Annotated in this window: 11 protein-coding genes; 4 read left to right on the top strand and 7 right to left on the bottom strand. The window is 62.0% G+C overall.

All coding sequences use genetic code 11. The features are described 5' to 3' along the window. A complete protein-coding gene (locus VMA09_12420) occupies window positions 1–234 on the bottom strand; it encodes a hypothetical protein (protein ID HUA34405.1) in 234 nt (77 codons plus the stop codon). 81 nt (window positions 235–315) lie between these two features. On the opposite strand from VMA09_12420, the gene VMA09_12415 reads away from it, so the two are divergent. Continuing rightward, the gene (locus VMA09_12415; protein HUA34404.1) at window positions 316–471 is read left to right on the top strand and encodes a hypothetical protein; all 156 of its coding nucleotides are present in this window, start codon (window positions 316–318) and stop codon (window positions 469–471) included. Window positions 472–723: 252 nt separating this feature from the next. Here VMA09_12415 and VMA09_12410 read toward each other — a convergent pair whose 3' ends face one another. The 3 genes from VMA09_12410 to VMA09_12400 all read right to left on the bottom strand — a co-directional run bounded on the left by VMA09_12410 (window position 724) and on the right by VMA09_12400 (window position 5,695). Next, window positions 724–2,595, bottom strand: a complete 1,872-nt coding sequence (locus VMA09_12410; protein ID HUA34403.1) for a radical SAM protein — start codon at window positions 2,593–2,595, stop codon at window positions 724–726. A 167-nt stretch (window positions 2,596–2,762) separates the two neighbouring features. Continuing rightward, window positions 2,763–5,141: a phosphoenolpyruvate--protein phosphotransferase gene (ptsP, locus tag VMA09_12405; protein HUA34402.1), complete on the bottom strand. Its 2,379-nt coding sequence runs from the start codon at window positions 5,139–5,141 to the stop codon at window positions 2,763–2,765. 137 nt (window positions 5,142–5,278) lie between these two features. Then, a complete protein-coding gene (locus VMA09_12400; protein HUA34401.1) occupies window positions 5,279–5,695 on the bottom strand; it encodes a hypothetical protein in 417 nt (138 codons plus the stop codon). A gap of 246 nt (window positions 5,696–5,941) precedes the next feature. On the opposite strand from VMA09_12400, the gene VMA09_12395 reads away from it, so the two are divergent. After that, window positions 5,942–6,337 (top strand): putative toxin-antitoxin system toxin component, PIN family, encoded by a 396-nt coding sequence (locus VMA09_12395; protein HUA34400.1) that lies wholly within the window; start codon window positions 5,942–5,944, stop codon window positions 6,335–6,337. A gap of 13 nt (window positions 6,338–6,350) precedes the next feature. Here the strand turns inward: VMA09_12395 and VMA09_12390 are convergent, their stop codons facing one another. Both VMA09_12390 and VMA09_12385 read right to left on the bottom strand, forming a co-directional pair. Beyond that, window positions 6,351–7,973, bottom strand: coding sequence for an acyl--CoA ligase (locus VMA09_12390; protein HUA34399.1), 1,623 nt, complete (start codon window positions 7,971–7,973; stop codon window positions 6,351–6,353). Further along, window positions 7,970–9,664: a thiamine pyrophosphate-binding protein gene (locus VMA09_12385; protein HUA34398.1), complete on the bottom strand. Its 1,695-nt coding sequence runs from the start codon at window positions 9,662–9,664 to the stop codon at window positions 7,970–7,972. Before VMA09_12385 ends, VMA09_12390 begins: the two co-directional genes overlap by 4 nt. 111 nt (window positions 9,665–9,775) lie before the next feature. On the opposite strand from VMA09_12385, the gene VMA09_12380 reads away from it, so the two are divergent. After that, window positions 9,776–10,090 carry a hypothetical protein gene (locus VMA09_12380; protein ID HUA34397.1) on the top strand — a complete coding sequence of 105 codons (315 nt, stop codon included), beginning with the start codon at window positions 9,776–9,778 and terminating at the stop codon, window positions 10,088–10,090. A gap of 6 nt (window positions 10,091–10,096) precedes the next feature. Next, window positions 10,097–12,844, top strand: coding sequence for a UPF0182 family protein (locus VMA09_12375; GenBank protein ID HUA34396.1), 2,748 nt, complete (start codon window positions 10,097–10,099; stop codon window positions 12,842–12,844). Window positions 12,845–12,902: 58 nt separating this feature from the next. On the opposite strand, the gene mutS is transcribed toward VMA09_12375, so the two are convergent. After that, window positions 12,903–15,473: a DNA mismatch repair protein MutS gene (mutS, locus tag VMA09_12370; GenBank protein HUA34395.1), complete on the bottom strand. Its 2,571-nt coding sequence runs from the start codon at window positions 15,471–15,473 to the stop codon at window positions 12,903–12,905. Window positions 15,474–15,621 lie beyond the last annotated feature (148 nt).

Raw genomic sequence — 15,621 nt, 5'->3', positions numbered from 1 at the left:
TCATTTCGACCAGCGTTTTTGCGCCGCTTTCTGGGCGATTTCCTTCCGCCGTTCTGGCGTGAGCTTGGCCGCGCGCGCCTTTCCGCCCTGTTTTCCGCCCAGCCGTCCAAGCTCGACGGCGGCTGGATTGCGCGAGTCTTGCGTCTTATCTGTCGTCTGGCCTGTCGCGATGTCGCCGATGAGCTTGGCTAACGCGAGCGGATCGCGGGGACGCTTCTTGAGTCGTTCGGCCATGCGTTCATTATCACACAGACGGATCGCAGACGCAGCGCCCGTTCAAGAGCGAGGATTTTCAAACCCACTGCTGACGGGAGGGTGGCGTATGACAAGCGGGTTACGGGCGAGGGAAAGAGCGGGGAGTCGGTGATTGGCGGCGGACTGGCCCAGCGCGCGCTGAATGCTGCGATGCAGGATGCGGTGACGCGGGTGTTTGGTGGTCCGGCGTTTGTTGACGCGCTCAATGGGCGGTGAGGCAGAGGTCAAAGGAAAGCACTGCGCGCGATGTCTGGCACCGGCCCTTTTGGGGGCCTCCAAGATCCCTCGACGTTGCTCGGGATGCCGATCTTTTTCATTTTATTGACTGAGAACGTAGTGGGATGGGCGTCCTTGCCCGTCCATTGATCGCGCGAGCCCGACGGTCCGCGGCTGCTTTTTTTCTGGACAAAAAAACGCCGGCGCGATTTTGTCGCGCCGGCGCTTTCGCGTTTCGATGTGACAGTCCGCTTAAGCGGGGGCGGCGGCGAAGTCGTTGCCGTCGCCGCGGAGGATTGCGCCGATTCGGCCGAGGTAGTAGCGGCGCGCTTCTTCGTCCGACACCACCATGCGGCGGATGTCGCGGCGCTTGATCGGCCAGATACCGCCGACCATCGGATGCCGGCCTTGGCGGTAACTGAAGAAGTAGTACACGAACTGGACCGCGATCGCCCTGCGCGATTCGAGGCTGAGGCCCTTGCCGCCGCATACCGTGAGCACGTTCTTGATCATCCGCGGGAATGAATAGAAGCGGGTGAAGGCCTCGCGATAGGCTTCCATCCAACTGTGCTTGTCGAGCAAGTCGTGCTTGAGCGTCACGTGCTGCGAATCGAGATTGTTGAAGTCCCAGTCGGCGATCAGTCCTTCCTTGGCGCAGCGCACCTGGTCCTCGGTGCCGGGCAGGGGAGTCATGATAAAGAACGACACGATATCGAAGCCGATTTTCTTGAGCGTGTCGGCCGCCACGCGTCCGCAGTCGGGACCGTCGAAGGGGAAGCCCAGCATGTAGCCGGCGTGCACGGCGATGCCGACCTTGTGCCAGTTATCGACCACGCGCCGGTACTTGTTGATCACGGCCGCGCGGGCGGCTTCGAGCTTCAGCTTGTGCTGGCGATCGTCGGTGTTCTGATACTTGGTCGCGAAGTTGAGGTTGTCGGGATTGAGCGACTCGATGCCGACGAAGGCCTGGTAGCATCCCGCCGCCGCGGCGAGCTCGGTGAAGCGGCGGCTGCGCCGATGCTTGGCGGTTTCGGTCTCGCCGTCTGCGATATTCGCGTAACAGGACGCATCGACGTCGACCTGCATCATGAAGGACAGCTTGGGATATTCCTTCTTCACTTCGCCGAGGCCGATGAGAATTTCCTCCCATCGCGGCGAGCGGAAGAAGTCGTCATCGACGAGGAACAGAGTGTCGATGCCGTGATTCTGGATCGCATCGCGGACCCACTGCACCACGCGATCGGGCTCGCGCGAGCGCATCGTGCGGCCCATGACGTTTTTCACGCTGCAATACGAGCAGGTGAAGGGGCATCCGCGCGAGGTATCGAGCGTCGTCATCGAGATATTGAAAAAGCGCGACAGGTAGCGATCGTCGAGCGAGGGCAGGAGCGACTCGGTGATGAGCGGGACGATGATATCGTCCTTGCCGGTCTTGGCGCGGATTCCCTGGGTCACCGAATAATTCAGCTTGAGCTCGCCGGCAAGGAAATCCTCGACGACGCTCTCCCAGATATTTTCCGCTTCGCCGACGACGGTCGTGATGCCGCATTCGTTGAGAAACTTGCAGGATTCGGGATAGCCGCTGACGTGGAACCCGCCCATCATGGTGGGCACGCCGAGCTTGACGAACTGGAGGCCAAGGTCACGGCCACGCGGGTACTGATTGGACTGCACGCCGGCCAGGCCGATGAGAAGCTCGACGCCGTCTTCGTGCGCCTTTTCGACGATCGCCTTGATGGAATCGGCGCTGACGGCGCCGTCGCAGATCTCGTCCCAGATGATCGTTTCAAGGTAGACATTGCGCTCCTGGGTGTAGCGCTTGTTGAATGCGTCGTTGAGCGCGGCCAGAACAGTGAGGGTATTGTTCGGCTGAACGCCGTAGCGGAAGTACTGAACGTAGCCCTCTTCGTCGTAGCGGGAGGGCTTGATGAAGTAGATTCTGACCGTGCGGCAAGGCTCAGGCTTGCGCACCGCGCCGCGCATCGCGGCTTCGCTGGCGGTCAATTGGAGGGCATTGACGGGTCGGTCGCCGCCATAACGATCGGTACCTATCAAGCGATAGAGCACGATTGCGGCGACGCCGATTACGACGCTGAGGATTGCGAGGCAAACAAGTAATACCATTAACGTCCCACTCCTGGCCCATCACACCCCAATGGATTGATCGGCGCGGCACTTCTAACCGCTCGGTCAGAGTAAACTAATCCCGACTGGTAAAGTCAAGATTTAGCTTTTCATTCTGACCGATCGGACAAGAAAAAAAATTGGCGGTAATCAAAGGGAATTTCCGCTTACCGATACATTTCAACAAGGTTGATCAGACCCAAATCGCGATACCTTTCGACGAGGTAACCCTTGATCTCTTGTACGCTCGCCATCTGAAGCGTTTCGCGGGCGACCAGGCGCGCGGTCTGATAGTCGACCTCGCGCACGATCTTGCGGACCACGGGGATAAAAAGCGGGCTCAAGCTCAGTTCATCGAGCCCCATCCCAATCAATAGTAGCGTCGCGAGGGGATCCGATGCCATCTCGCCGCAGATGCATACTTCCTTGTCGGTTCCACGGGCGACATTGACGACCTCGGAGATCGCGGAGATCACCGCCGGATGGAGCGCCTCGTAAAGATGGGCGACTTTGGGATTATTGCGATCGGCGGCGAGCAGATACTGGATCAGATCGTTGGTGCCGATCGAAAAGAAGTCGACCTCACGCGCCAGGCGCGGCGCGAGCCATACCGCGGACGGCACTTCGACCATGATCCCGACTTCGATATCGGGATTGTGCTCGAGGCCTTCCTTGAACAGCTCGGCGCGCGCCTCTTCGAGTATTTCCTTGGCGCGGCGCAGCTCCTCGAGGCTGGAGATCATCGGGAACAGCAGGCGCACGTTGTAACGCGCCGCGGCGCGCAGGATCGCACGGAGCTGAACCTTGAACAGGCCCGACATCTCGAGCGAGATCCGAATCGAGCGCCATCCGAGGAAGGGATTTTCCTCGCGCGGGACGCGCAGGTAGGGCGGATACTTGTCGGCGCCGATATCGAGGGTGCGAATCGTGATCGGGCGCTTGCCGACCGCCTCGAACATCTGGGTGTACAACTTGTACTGCTGATTCTCGTCGGGGAAATCCTCGTAGGTGAGGAATGAAAACTCCGAGCGCAAGAGACCGATGCCCTGGGCGCCGTAGCGCAGCGCCAGCGCGATATCGGCCTGCAGCGCGATATTGGCGAGCAGCATGATCTTGTGGCCGTCGCGCGTGGCGGCGGGTTTGTCATCGTCGGCGAGCAGGTCTTTTTTAAAGGCCTCATAGCGGCGCGCGAGGTTGGTGTAATCGCGCTCGATCTCGGGACCGGGATTGACGTACACCACGCCCGAGTTGCCGTCGAGGACGAGATGGTCACCCTCGACCACCGATTCCATCAGATGCTCGACGCCGACCACGGTCGGAATCTCAAAGGCGCGGGCCAGAATGGCAGCATGCGAGGTGACGCCGCCCGATTGCAGGGCGATTCCCGCCAGCCGCTCATGCGAAACGAGCGTGAGCTGCGAAAGCGTCAGCTCCTCGGCGACGAGCACTGTCGGCTTGCTGAACGCGGAACTCTTGTTGTCGTCCTGGCGCAGATGGCGCAGCACGCGATGACCGACGTCGCGAAAATCGGTGGCGCGCTCGCGCAAATAGCTGTCCGCAACCGCGAGCATCGAGGCGCTCAGCTCATCGATCACGCGGAAGAGCGCGCTCTCGGCCGCCCATCCGTCCTGCACCGCCTGGCGGATACGGCCGACGAATTCTTCGTCCTCGAGAATCAGGCTATGGCCGTCGAAGATGCGCAGCTCGCCCTCGGGCATCAGCGGCGCCATCCGGGCCTTGAGCGCGGCGAGCTCGCTCCTGGAGCGGCCGATCGCATCGTCGAGGCGTTTGAGTTCGACCTTGGCGTCGCGTGAGCGCTGATTGCGATCAATGGTGCTGAGGAAGGTGCCGACGACGTGCGCGGCGCCCTGGGCGAATCCGGGCGAGGCGGCGAGGCCGACCAGGCGCGGGCGCCGCACCTTGACGGGGGCAGCGACGCGCGCGGTGCCGCCGACCTTTTCGTAGTCCTTGAGCTGGCGGTTCGCCTCGATCATCCGGCGCCGATATTCCTCGCGCTCCTTTTCGCGCGTGGCGAGGGTCTCGCGCAGGCGGAAGTGGCGCAGGATTTGTGCGACCTGGTTGGCGGCGGTGGCGAGCAGACGGATTTCGCCCTTGGTGAACTTGCGCCGCTCCAGGGTCTGGGTGACCAGCACGCCGAGCGGCTTATGCCGGCCATCGAAAAGCGGCACGCCGAGGAAGGTGTGATAGCGCTCCTCGCCGGTCTCGGGAAAATACTTATAACGCGGATGGCTGATCGCGTCGGGAACGCAGAGCGCCTCTTCGTTCTCGAGCACCAAGCCGACCAGGCCCTCCTTGAGCTTCATCGAGACGCGGCCGACGGATTCGCGATCGAGACCGACGGTGGCGCGCAGCACGACGCGCTCGCGCTGCGGATCGAAGAGGTAAAGCGAGCAGACCTCGGCCTCCATGCCGGCTGCAATTGCGGCCACCACGCGATCGAGGGTGTCGCGAAGGTCGTCCGAATGCTCGCCGCCGATCGAGGATAGGTGCTCCAGGAGAGCAAGCCGGTCCTTGTTGGATGCCATAATGTGCGTCTGTAGCGGGCCGGAGCAGCTTATCGCACGCGCATACGGCGGAACAACTACCTGAAGTTGAAGGCCGCGCGAGCGCGGGTCAGGCCGGGCAAACCGAGCGAAGGGGAGATTTGGACTGCGGAGTCCGATTATCTGGCGAGTGCGCCGGGAAATCGCAGGCCGCGCAGATCGTTTTCGTCGGGATTCTCGTACCACGCAAAGGCCTGGCCGAGGCGCCAGTCGGGATGATCGAGAGAAAACTCGTTGACAGTAATTCCTTCAACGAGTTTGGTGACTTCGATCGCGCCGTCGGCGAGCACGCAGAGGCGCAGGCCCTTGCCTTCGCCGATCCATTCGAGCTCGATGCCGTGGTCGGGGGTCACGTCGATGTCGATCGGCGCATCGGCGGCCGGAATATGACGGCGCACGAGGTCCAGCATCCGCGCGCAGGCCTTGAGCGCGGGCTTGCCGGGCTCGTCCTCGGCGGTAAGCGCCGAGACTTCGCCGGCGCGATGGTGCAGCCAAAGAATCGCATCTTCCTGCCAGGTGTTGCTGATTGTTCGCATAGAGAGTGCTCCGGGTATTTCGCGGCGAGCCTGATAGTTAGACGACAAAACGAGGAGGCTCGTTCATCCAGGGGAAGCAGGAATCGCGCCAACGAAAAGCATCCGGATTACAAGGCCAGGCGCGATCAAAAGCCGAACCGCGGAAAAATCTAGCCGCCGAAAACCGGCTGCGCGCGCCTTGGAACTTTCATTCACGGGACACGGCCGCGGCGTATCCGCGGCAGCCGGTGGCGCGGATTTGCGCGATTGAGAGTCGTCTTTGCCCCGAACATTCTGGTCTCGGCGTTGATATTTCCTGGTGGGCACGCTTTGCGCGCCTTGGAACGCGTCACTGAGGGGCGCGATGTGCTGCTGATCTCCCGGCCTATTATCGATGAACTGTTAAGGGTGCCGGCGCGGGAATTCGCTCGCGACGCCGAGCAACTATCGCGACTTGCCGTGTCACTGGCGGAGCTTGGCGAAACCGTCGAACCGGGTGGGCGAATCAATATTCTCAAAGATGATCCAGACGATCGAATTCTCGAATGCGCGCAGGCCGGCATTGCCGACGCAATCGTAACTGGCGACCATGCGATGCTGGCGCTCAGGAAGTTCGGCAACTGTCGCGTGCTGCGGCTGCGCGCATACCTGGCAGAGCCGTAAATTACGGCGTCGCTCAACCAGGCTTGCGGGATTCTTCGCGCTTTCTGAGATCGACGCGGCGGATTTTGCCGCTTACCGTTTTCGGCAGCTCGTTCATGAATTCGATTTCGCGCGGGTATTTGTAGGGCGCGGTGATTCGCTTGCAATGCTCCTGCAGCTCGATGACTAGCGGTTCACTTCCCGCCACTCCTGGCCGCAGTTTCACGAAGGCTTTCACGATCGAGCCGCGCTCGGCGTCGGGGCTGGCGACCACCGCCGATTCCACCACGGCGGGATGCTCGAGCAGCGCGCTTTCGACTTCGAACGGACCGATACGATAGCCGGCCGAGATGATCACATCATCGGCGCGCCCGACGAACCATAAGTAGCCGTCGGCGTCGCGCGTCGCCTGGTCGCCGGTGAGATACCAATTGCCGCGGAACACGTTTTCGGTTTCTTCCCTGTTCTTCCAGTATTCGAGGAACAGCGAGGGCGGGCGATGCGGCGTGACGCGCACCGCGATCTCGCCGATTTCATCGACGGCGCATTCTTCGAGCTTGTCGTTGATCACGTGGACGTCGTGACCGGGGAAGGGCAGGCCCATCGAACCGGTTTTGATTTCGATCCCCGGCATATTCGCGGCCAGGATGATCGTCTCGGTCTGGCCGTAGCCGTCGCGAATCGTATGGCCGGTGCGCTCGCGCCATACTTCGATCGCCTCGGGATTGAGCGGCTCGCCGGCGCCGACGCAATGCCGCAGGTCCGGAAATTTGTACTTGCCGAGGTCCTCCTTGATCAGCATCCGATACTCAGTCGGCGGCGCGCAGAAGGAGGTGATGCCGTAGCGCTCGATCAGCTCGAGCTCGCGGCGCGGCTCGAAACGCCCGTTGTACATGAAGGTCGTGACGCCGTTCATCCACGGGCCGAAGAGGACGCCATACGCCGCCTTGGCCCATCCGGTGTCGGAAGTCGTCCAATGCCGGTCGCCGTCCTGGAGGCCGATCCAGTCAAGGCCGGTGTGGCGATGACTCCAGGTGTACGCGTGACTGTGCAGGACAGCTTTCGGCTCGCGAGTGGTACCGGACGTGTAATAACAGATCGCGGGATCGGACGACTTCGTATGCGCGGGGCGATACTCGGCCGACGCCGATTGCATCGCTTCGGGCAGCCCGGTCCATCCGGTGCGATTGCTGCCGGCGAGCAGGTAATGCTCGAGCGCCGGGCACTCCTTTTTCAGGTCGGCGATCATCGTGGTGTGCTCGGTGGTGGCGACGATCGCGCGGGCGCCGGAATGATTGGCGCGATAGATTAGGTCCTTCTCGCGCAGCATCGAAGTGCAGGGGATGACGAGCGCGCCGAGCTTGAGCGCGCCGACGTATGCCGCCTGCCACAGCGTGATTCGCGGCAGCACGAGCAAAACCGGATCGCCGCGCCGAATGCCCATCGTATGCAGTACGTTGGCGATACGGTTTGATTGCTGGCGCAGGTCGGCGAATGTCAGCCGCGCGCGGCGGCCGTCCTGATCTTCCCACAAGAGCGCGACGCGATTCGGATCACCAGCGAAATGATCGACAGTGGTGCCAAAGTTGAAATACTCCGGCGTGTTCCATCGGAAGGCCGCACGCGCGTGGTGGTATTTCTCCAGCGCTTCCTTCATTGGCGTGCACCCGTGCGATGCGCGCGCTCGGCGGGAGCCTCGGAGCGTTTGGCCGCGGCGCGAATGTACTTGAGCGTGATCGGCGAGAGATCGTCGCGCTCGGTGTGAACGTCGATAATCGAGAACGACTTCGATTGATGCGCCATGTCGAGTGCGTCGCGCAGCTCCTGGGCGTTGGTGGCCTCGAATCCCACGCCACCCCAATCGCGCGCCAGTTGTGCGTATGGCCAGGGCGGGATCTCGAGCAGATCGCGGCGCTCGGCGACGGGCCGGAAGATACCCCATCCGCCATTGTTGATCAGGATAACGATCGGATTGGCGCCCTTCGCAGGCGCCTGCGAGATCTCGGGCCCGGTCATTTGAAAGCCGCCATCGCCGCACAGAATCAGCGGACGCAATCCACTGCCGAGCTGGGCGCCCATCGCAGCAGGGACGGCAAATCCCATCGAGGCGTAAAAGCCCTGCGCGAAGTAGGCATTGCGATGCGGCACGCGCACATCGAGTCCGCCGAACAGCATATCGCCCGACTCGGAGACGACGAGATAGTCGGTGTGACTCGCGAGGAACTCATTCACCGTCGCGAGAAGCTGGCCGACCTTGATCGGCTTGCCGTTGCGCGCGGCGGCCTCGCGCAGATTGTCGGCATACTGCACGCGCTCCTTGTGACGGCGAATCTTTTCTTTCAGCATCGCGCGCACGAAATCGCGCACCGCAACGTCGGTGTAGGTGTGAAACTTCACGTCGACCTTGCGATCGACGGCCCACACCGAGCGTGACTGGATGACGCGCGGCGGGCGATTGCCGAAGTTCATATCGGTCTTGAGGCATCCGAGGTTGAGTACAAAGTCCGCCTGATCCATCCGCGCGACGATCGAGGGCGGGCTGATCGGTCCGATATGCACGCCCATGTAGAGCGGATGGTTCATCGGAAAGGCGCCCTTGCCGAGCACGGTCGTGAACACCGGCGCGCCCATCTTCTCGGCGAGCTCGATCAGCTCCTCCGACACTTTGTAGCGATGGATCTCGATGCCCGCGATGAGCACGGGCTTGCGGCTCGCGTTGAACATCGCGACGGTCTCGCGCGCCGCCTCTTCGACCTTGCGCGAATCGGATTCGCGGAAATGCAGGCGCCCGTCCCATTCGATTATCTCGTCGGGCACTTCGATCACGCGACCGACCATATCGCGATGAATCTCGACATAGCCGGGACGCTGCTCCTCCCAAATCGTGCGAACCACGCGATGCAGCTCCTGCGCGGCGGTGCGCGGATCGGTGAGCACCGTCGAGGCGCAGGTAACCTCCTGGTAGATGCGGAGCTGCGAATCGATCTCGCGGGCCTGGTGATGGATGAGAGTGCCGAGCTTGCGCTCCTCCTCGCCGGGGCCGCCCGAGAAAATCAAGAGCGGGACGCGCTCGGAGAACGATCCGGCGACGGGATTGACCATGTTATGGCCGCCGGCGCCGTAGGTGACGCAGACGACGCCGATCCTGCCGGTCGCGCGGGCATAGCCGTCGGCGGCAAAGCCGACGCCCGGCTCATGCGACATCGTGATTATATTGAGATCATGTTTGCGGCCCAGCGCGAAAAACAGTCGCAGCGCCAGGTCGCCTGGAATCCCGAATACGTGGGTGGTACCGATCCGGCGCAGGTATGCGACCAGGAACTCACCGAGCGGCATGTGCTTCTTCAAGCGGCGACTCCTTTAATCCAAATTGTACCAGAAGCGAAGCTGATGACACCGCATGAAGCCTGATAACTTCCAGCCGCGTGTGTGCTACGATTGGGCCGCCAAGGGATAGAAATGTTTCGCTCGATACTCAGCCTGGGCTTTTTGCGGCCGCTTCAGATGCGGAAGCTGTTCATGTACCTGCCCCAGTTTGCGCGGGTCTTTTATCGCTTGATGAACGATTCGCGGGTGGGAATCCTGCCCAAGCTGGTGCCCGTGATGGCGTTGCTGGTGCTGTTGACGCCGCCGGCGCTGGAGCTCGATATGATCCCGATCGTCGGCGAGCTCGACTGGATGCTGGTGGCATTCGTCGCGTTCAAGATTTTCATCTGGCTCTGCCCGCCTGACATTGTCCGCGAGCATGTTACAGCGATAGCGCGGAACGCCTGAACCAAGATGCGACCGCGCTACCTCCTGTTTGCCCTGGCGGCTATCGTGCTCGTCGCGCTCATCTCGGTGAGCGTGCTCGATCAACTGCTGGTCGATTTCCTATGGTACGGGAACCTCGGATTTTCGGAGGTCTTTTCGACCACGGTCGGCGCCGAAGTTGGGATCTTCGGCCTTGCCTGGGTGGTCACTTTCGTCGTGGTCTCGCTGAACGGCCTGCTCGCGATCAAATGGAGCCGCGAGCGGCTGCGCGTCGTGCGGCGCGCCGACGAGATGGTCGAGGTCAACCTGCCCGAGCTGATTCGCGCGCTCGGCGATCGCGTGCCATGGCGCCTTATAGTGATCGCGGGCGCGGCGGTGCTGGCGCTCTTTGTCGCCCAGGGCGAGGCCGCGAACTGGGATCTCTACCTTAAAGGCTTTTACGGCGTGCCGTTCGGCACTACCGATCCTGCGTTCGGTAAGGACATCGGCTTTTACATCTTCTCGGTGCCGTTCCTCGAAGAGCTGCGCGACCTCTTTTTGGTTCTGCTGTTCCTGATGACTGCTGCGACGGTCGGCGTGTACTGGTCGCGCGGCTCGATCGATTTCCGCGAATCGCCGCCACGAATATCGCCCGCGGCCGCCACGCATCTTTCGATATTGCTCGCGCTGTTCTTCGTGCAGCGCGCGATGAGCTACTGGCTGGCGCGCTACGGCCTGCTGCTGCATACCGACGGCGTCGTATTCGGCCTGCGCTACGTCGATCGGATCCTCTGGCAGCCGGGTTTCTGGCTGCTGGTGATATTGGCGCTTGCTGCCGCGGGGCTATGCCTTGCGAACGCGCGGACGGGCGGCCTCAGGCTGCCGGTCGTCGCGTTCATAATCGTCTTCGGCCCGGCGCTTATCCTGAATCTGATCCAGCCCGTGATTGAGCGGCTTTTCGTCAAGCCCGACGAGTTGCGAATCGAGAAGCCGTACCTCGAGCGCAATATCGAATCGACGCGGCATGCGTATCGGCTCGACGGGATCGACGTGAAGCCCTTCGCGGGCAAGAACAATCTCACGCTCGCCGGGGTTCATCAGGACGCCGCGACGGTCAAGAATATCCGATTGTGGGACCCGCGCCCGCTGATCGACACGTATAAACAGTTGCAGGAAATCCGCCTTTACTACGACTTCCGCGACGTCGATATCGATCGTTACTGGATCAACGGGCAGTACACCGAGGTGATGCTCTCGGCGCGCGAGATGAACGTCGAGGCGTTGCCGGAGAACGCGCAGACCTGGGTCAATCAGCATCTCAAGTTCACCCACGGCGCCGGCCTCGCGATGAGTCCCGTCAACGAGAAGGATTCCGAAGGACTGCCGGTCTTTTACCTCAAGGACATCCCGGCGGTGTCGGACGTGGGTCTCAAGCTCGATCAGCCCGCGATCTATTTCGGCCAGGAGCCGCGCGACAACTATGCGATCGTGGACTCGGCGACTCCGGAGTTCGACTATCCGCGCGGCGCTGACAACGTATTTAGTTATTATTCAGGCGCCGGCGGCGTCCCGATTCACGGACTCTTCCGGCGCCTGCTGTTCAGCATTTTCTATCGCGATATCAACTTGCTCGTGACCGAGAATATCGTCCCCAAGAGCAAGATAATGATTCGTCGCAATATTATTGACCGGATCAAGTATCTCGCGCCGTTTCTTACTGTAGATAATGATCCTTACGCTGTTATTCATGACGGTCATCTTGTCTGGATCGTCGACGCGTACACGACGAGCGATCATTACCCATATTCGCAGATCGAGCACACTGACATCGGCGACCTGAACTATATTCGCAACTCAGTGAAAATCGTTGTGGATGCGTACACGGGGGAGACCAATTTTTACGTCGCCGATCCCGACGATCCTATCGTGCGCACCTGGGAGCGAATCTTCCCGGCGTTGTTCAAGCCGATGGCGCAGATGCCCTCGGACCTGCATGCGCATATTCGCTATCCGGAAGACTTCTTTCTCGTCCAGGCGGATATCTATCGCACCTATCACATGACCGACCCGCAGGTTTTCTACAATCGCGAAGACCTGTGGGGCTTTCCGAACGAGAATTACGGCGGCCAGACCATCCAGATGCAGCCCTACTACGTAATCATGCGGCTGCCCGGCGAGAAGCAGGACGAATATATTTTGATGCTGCCGATGGTGCCGCACGGGCGCGACAATATGATTTCGTGGTTGGCCGCGCGATGCGACGGGACCGACTATGGTCATCTGTTTGAGTATTCATTTTCGAAGGACAAGCTCTTCTACGGTCCGTATCAGATCCAGGCGCGAATCAACCAGGATCCCGAGATTTCGCGGCAGTTGTCACTATGGAATCAGATGGGCTCGAAGGTGCTGCTCGGCAATCTGCTGGTGATTCCCGTGCAGGACGCGCTGCTATACGTCGAGCCGCTTTTCATCCGCGCCGAAAATGGGCAATTGCCGCAGCTTCAGCGCGTGATCGCGGCCTACAGCGATCGCGTGGTGATGGGCGACACGCTCGACCTGACGCTAACCTCGCTGTTCAGCAATCAGCAGGTGCCGGCCCCAACGCTGGTCTCGACGACGGCACCGGCAATCGCGCCGGCGCAGACGGCGATGCCGCCGCCGAATGGCAAACCCGATCTCGAACAGGCCTCATCGCACTACAATCGCGCGATGGACGCGCTGAAGCAGGGCAACTGGCAACAATTCGGCGCCGAAATGCAGAAGCTCGGCCAATCGCTCGGTCCCGACGGGCATTAGCAAGAAATAAGGAAGGCGCGTTAGCAACTTCCTTTTTTTCTGAGTAATCGCCGGATAGCTATTTCTCGTCGTTCGATAATCGCGACTTCAATCGCGCCAGCGTTGCGAGCGCGTCGATTGGCGTCATGCGATCGACGTCGGTGGCGCGAAGCTCGTCGATTATTCGGCTTTCGAGCGGTGAGAAGAGACTCATCTGCGCGACGGGTTTCGAGGCGCGCCGATGATGCGCCAGTCTTGGCATTCCGGCTTCATCGAGCTCGCCTTGCTCCAGATTCGTCAGAATTTCTTTTGAGCGTGCGATGATCGAGTCGGGCAGGCCGGCGAGGCGCGCGACTTCGATTCCATAACTGCGCGACGCGGGCTGCTCGATGACGCGCCGCAGGAACAGCACTTCGCTGCCCCATTCGCGCACCGCCATGCTGAGGTTGCGCACGCGCGGGCGATCGCGGGCGAGGTCGGTCAGCTCGTGAAAATGCGTCGCGAACAGAACCTTGGCGCGCGTCTGATCGTGCAGATATTCCGCGACGGCCCATGCGATCGCGAGGCCGTCGAACGTGCTCGTGCCGCGGCCGACTTCGTCGAGCAGCAGCAGGCTGCGCTCTGTGAGGCCCTTGAGCAGGCGCGCCGTCTCGCTCATCTCGACCATGAAGGTCGATTCGCCGCGGCGCAGTTCGTCGCGCGCGCCGATTCGCGTGAGCACGCGGTCGACGAGGCCAATCGTCGCTTCCGCCGCCGGGACGAAGCTGCCGATCTGGGCCATGATGACGAGCACGGCGACCTGCCGCAGATACGTCGATTTGCCCGCCATGTTCGGGCCGGTGATAAGCGCGAGCTGGCGCGAATCGGGATCGGCGTCGAGATCGTTGGGCACGAACTCCCCCGTGCGCATCCCCGCTTCGAGGACCGGATGCCGCCCGTCGCGAATGCGGATGCGCAGGCCCGAGTTGATCTTTGGCCGCACATAGCCGCGACGACGCGCGACGCGTGCCAGCGACATGAGCGCATCGAATTCGCCCACCGCGCGAGCGGTTTCCAGGATCGCCGCGCTCACGCCCTGCAAATCGCGCAACATCTTGGTGAAAAGCTGCAACTCGAGTTCCTTGAGGCCGGTCTCCGCCGTGAGAATTTTGCGTTCGAGCTCCTTGAGACCCGGCATCGTAAAGCGCTCGGCGCCGACCAGAGTCTGCTTGCGCTCGTAGTCCGCGGGGACGCGTTCGAGATGTGCCTTGGTTACTTCGATGTAGTAGCCGAAGACGCTGTTGTAGCGGACTTTGAGCGACGGAATTTGAGTGCGGGCGCGCTCCTCGGCTTCGAGCTGGGCGATTACGCCGCGAGCGTCGCTGGCGAGCGCGCGGAGCTCATCGACTTCGGCGCTGAACCCGGTGCGGATCACATTGCCGTCGCGCGCGAGCACGGGTGGCTCGTCGGAGAGCGTGGTGGTGATTTGCTCGACGATTACGGGCCGCGGCTCGATTCGATCGGCGAGCGCCTTGATGAGTGGGCTCGCCAGCGAGCGCATCGCGAGCTGCAAATCGGCGACGGCGCTGAGCGCGTCGCCCAGGCGTGCGCAATCGCGTGGCGAGGCGCGCATGCTGCCGACGCGGCCCGCGAGGCGCTCCAGGTCGCCGATGTGCCTCAGCGCATCGGCGACGGCGCCGCCGAGATCCGCGTCGAAGAGTTCTTCGACGCCGTCGTGCCGCGCAGCAATATCCTCGCGCGAGAGCAGGGGATAGACGATCCAATTCGCGAGCGTGCGGGCGCCGACCGCAGTCAGCGTTTCATCGAGAATCGACAGCAGCGAGCCGCGGCGCGAGCCGTCGGACGCTGCGACCAGCTCGAGGTGCCGCCGCGTCGTGTCGTCGACGAGCATGTACTCCGCTGCGCGATAAATGCGCGGCGCTGTGAAATGCGCCAGGTCGCGGCCGAAGGTCTCCTCGACGTAGGCGATCGCGCGGCCTGCGGCCTGCGCTATCGCCTCGTCGAGACTCGCATCCGGAAAGCGCCGCGCGAGCGCTTCGGCCGCGATCGCGGCCGAGTAGCGCTCGGCGTCGAGCGCGCTCAGGGTGCATTCGACGCCGTCGAGCGCGGCGCTTAGTCCCTCGCTCGCGGCGGCGACGATCAACTCGCGCGGCCGCAGTCGCGCCAGCTCCTCGCGCAGCGTCGCCGCCTCGCGAATCGTGGTCGCGATGAATTCTCCCGTTGATACGTCGAGCGCCGCCAGCGCAAAGCCGCCATCCGCCGCTTCCGCCAACGATGCGAGGTAGCTCTTCTCGGCCGCCGTCAGCACCATCTCCTCGCCGACGGTGCCCGGCGTGATCACGCGGACGATCTCACGCGGCACGAGCTTGGACTTGCCGTCGATCGGCCCCTGCTCGCAGATCGCGACCTTGTAGCCGGCCTTCAAGAGCTTGGCGATATATGGCTCTGCGGCATGATACGGCACGCCGCACAGCGGCACGCCGTCTTTCGAGCGTGACGTGAGCTGGATATCGAGCACACGCGCCCCGACCTCGGCGTCCTCGAAGAACATCTCGTAGAAGTCGCCGAGGCGGAAAAACAGAATCGCGTCGGGCACGCGCTGCTTGACACCCAGGTACTGGGCCATCAGAGGTGTGGTCTTGACCGTCACCGAAGTAGTGCCGGGACGCAGGATAGCGGGTTACCGAGCGCGGGCAAAAGCGGGGCGGGACCGAGCCGCAGCCGCCCCTGCATGGCGATTTTCCCTTTACCCGTTCTCTGTCGATTTATTACGATGAAGGTGTTATTGAGACTGGGAT

The organism is Candidatus Binataceae bacterium (assembly GCA_035508495.1).
Classification (GTDB): domain Bacteria; phylum Desulfobacterota; class Binatia; order Binatales; family Binataceae; genus JASHPB01.
Note: the sequence above shows the minus strand (reverse complement) of the source record. Positions and strands in the feature narration are given on the sequence as shown.

What these genes read in the sequence shown, in the direction of transcription:
- VMA09_12420 (HUA34405.1), bottom strand. Translation starts at nt 234, where the DNA reads ATGGCCGAACGACTCAAGAAGCGTCCCCGCGATCCGCTCGCGTTAGCC.
- VMA09_12410 (HUA34403.1), bottom strand. Translation starts at nt 2,595, where the DNA reads ATGGTATTACTTGTTTGCCTCGCAATCCTCAGCGTCGTAATCGGCGTC.
- ptsP (HUA34402.1), bottom strand. Translation starts at nt 5,141, where the DNA reads ATGGCATCCAACAAGGACCGGCTTGCTCTCCTGGAGCACCTATCCTCG.
- VMA09_12400 (HUA34401.1), bottom strand. Translation starts at nt 5,695, where the DNA reads ATGCGAACAATCAGCAACACCTGGCAGGAAGATGCGATTCTTTGGCTG.
- VMA09_12390 (HUA34399.1), bottom strand. Translation starts at nt 7,973, where the DNA reads ATGAAGGAAGCGCTGGAGAAATACCACCACGCGCGTGCGGCCTTCCGA.
- VMA09_12380 (HUA34397.1), top strand. Translation starts at nt 9,776, where the DNA reads ATGTTTCGCTCGATACTCAGCCTGGGCTTTTTGCGGCCGCTTCAGATG.
- VMA09_12375 (HUA34396.1), top strand. Translation starts at nt 10,097, where the DNA reads ATGCGACCGCGCTACCTCCTGTTTGCCCTGGCGGCTATCGTGCTCGTC.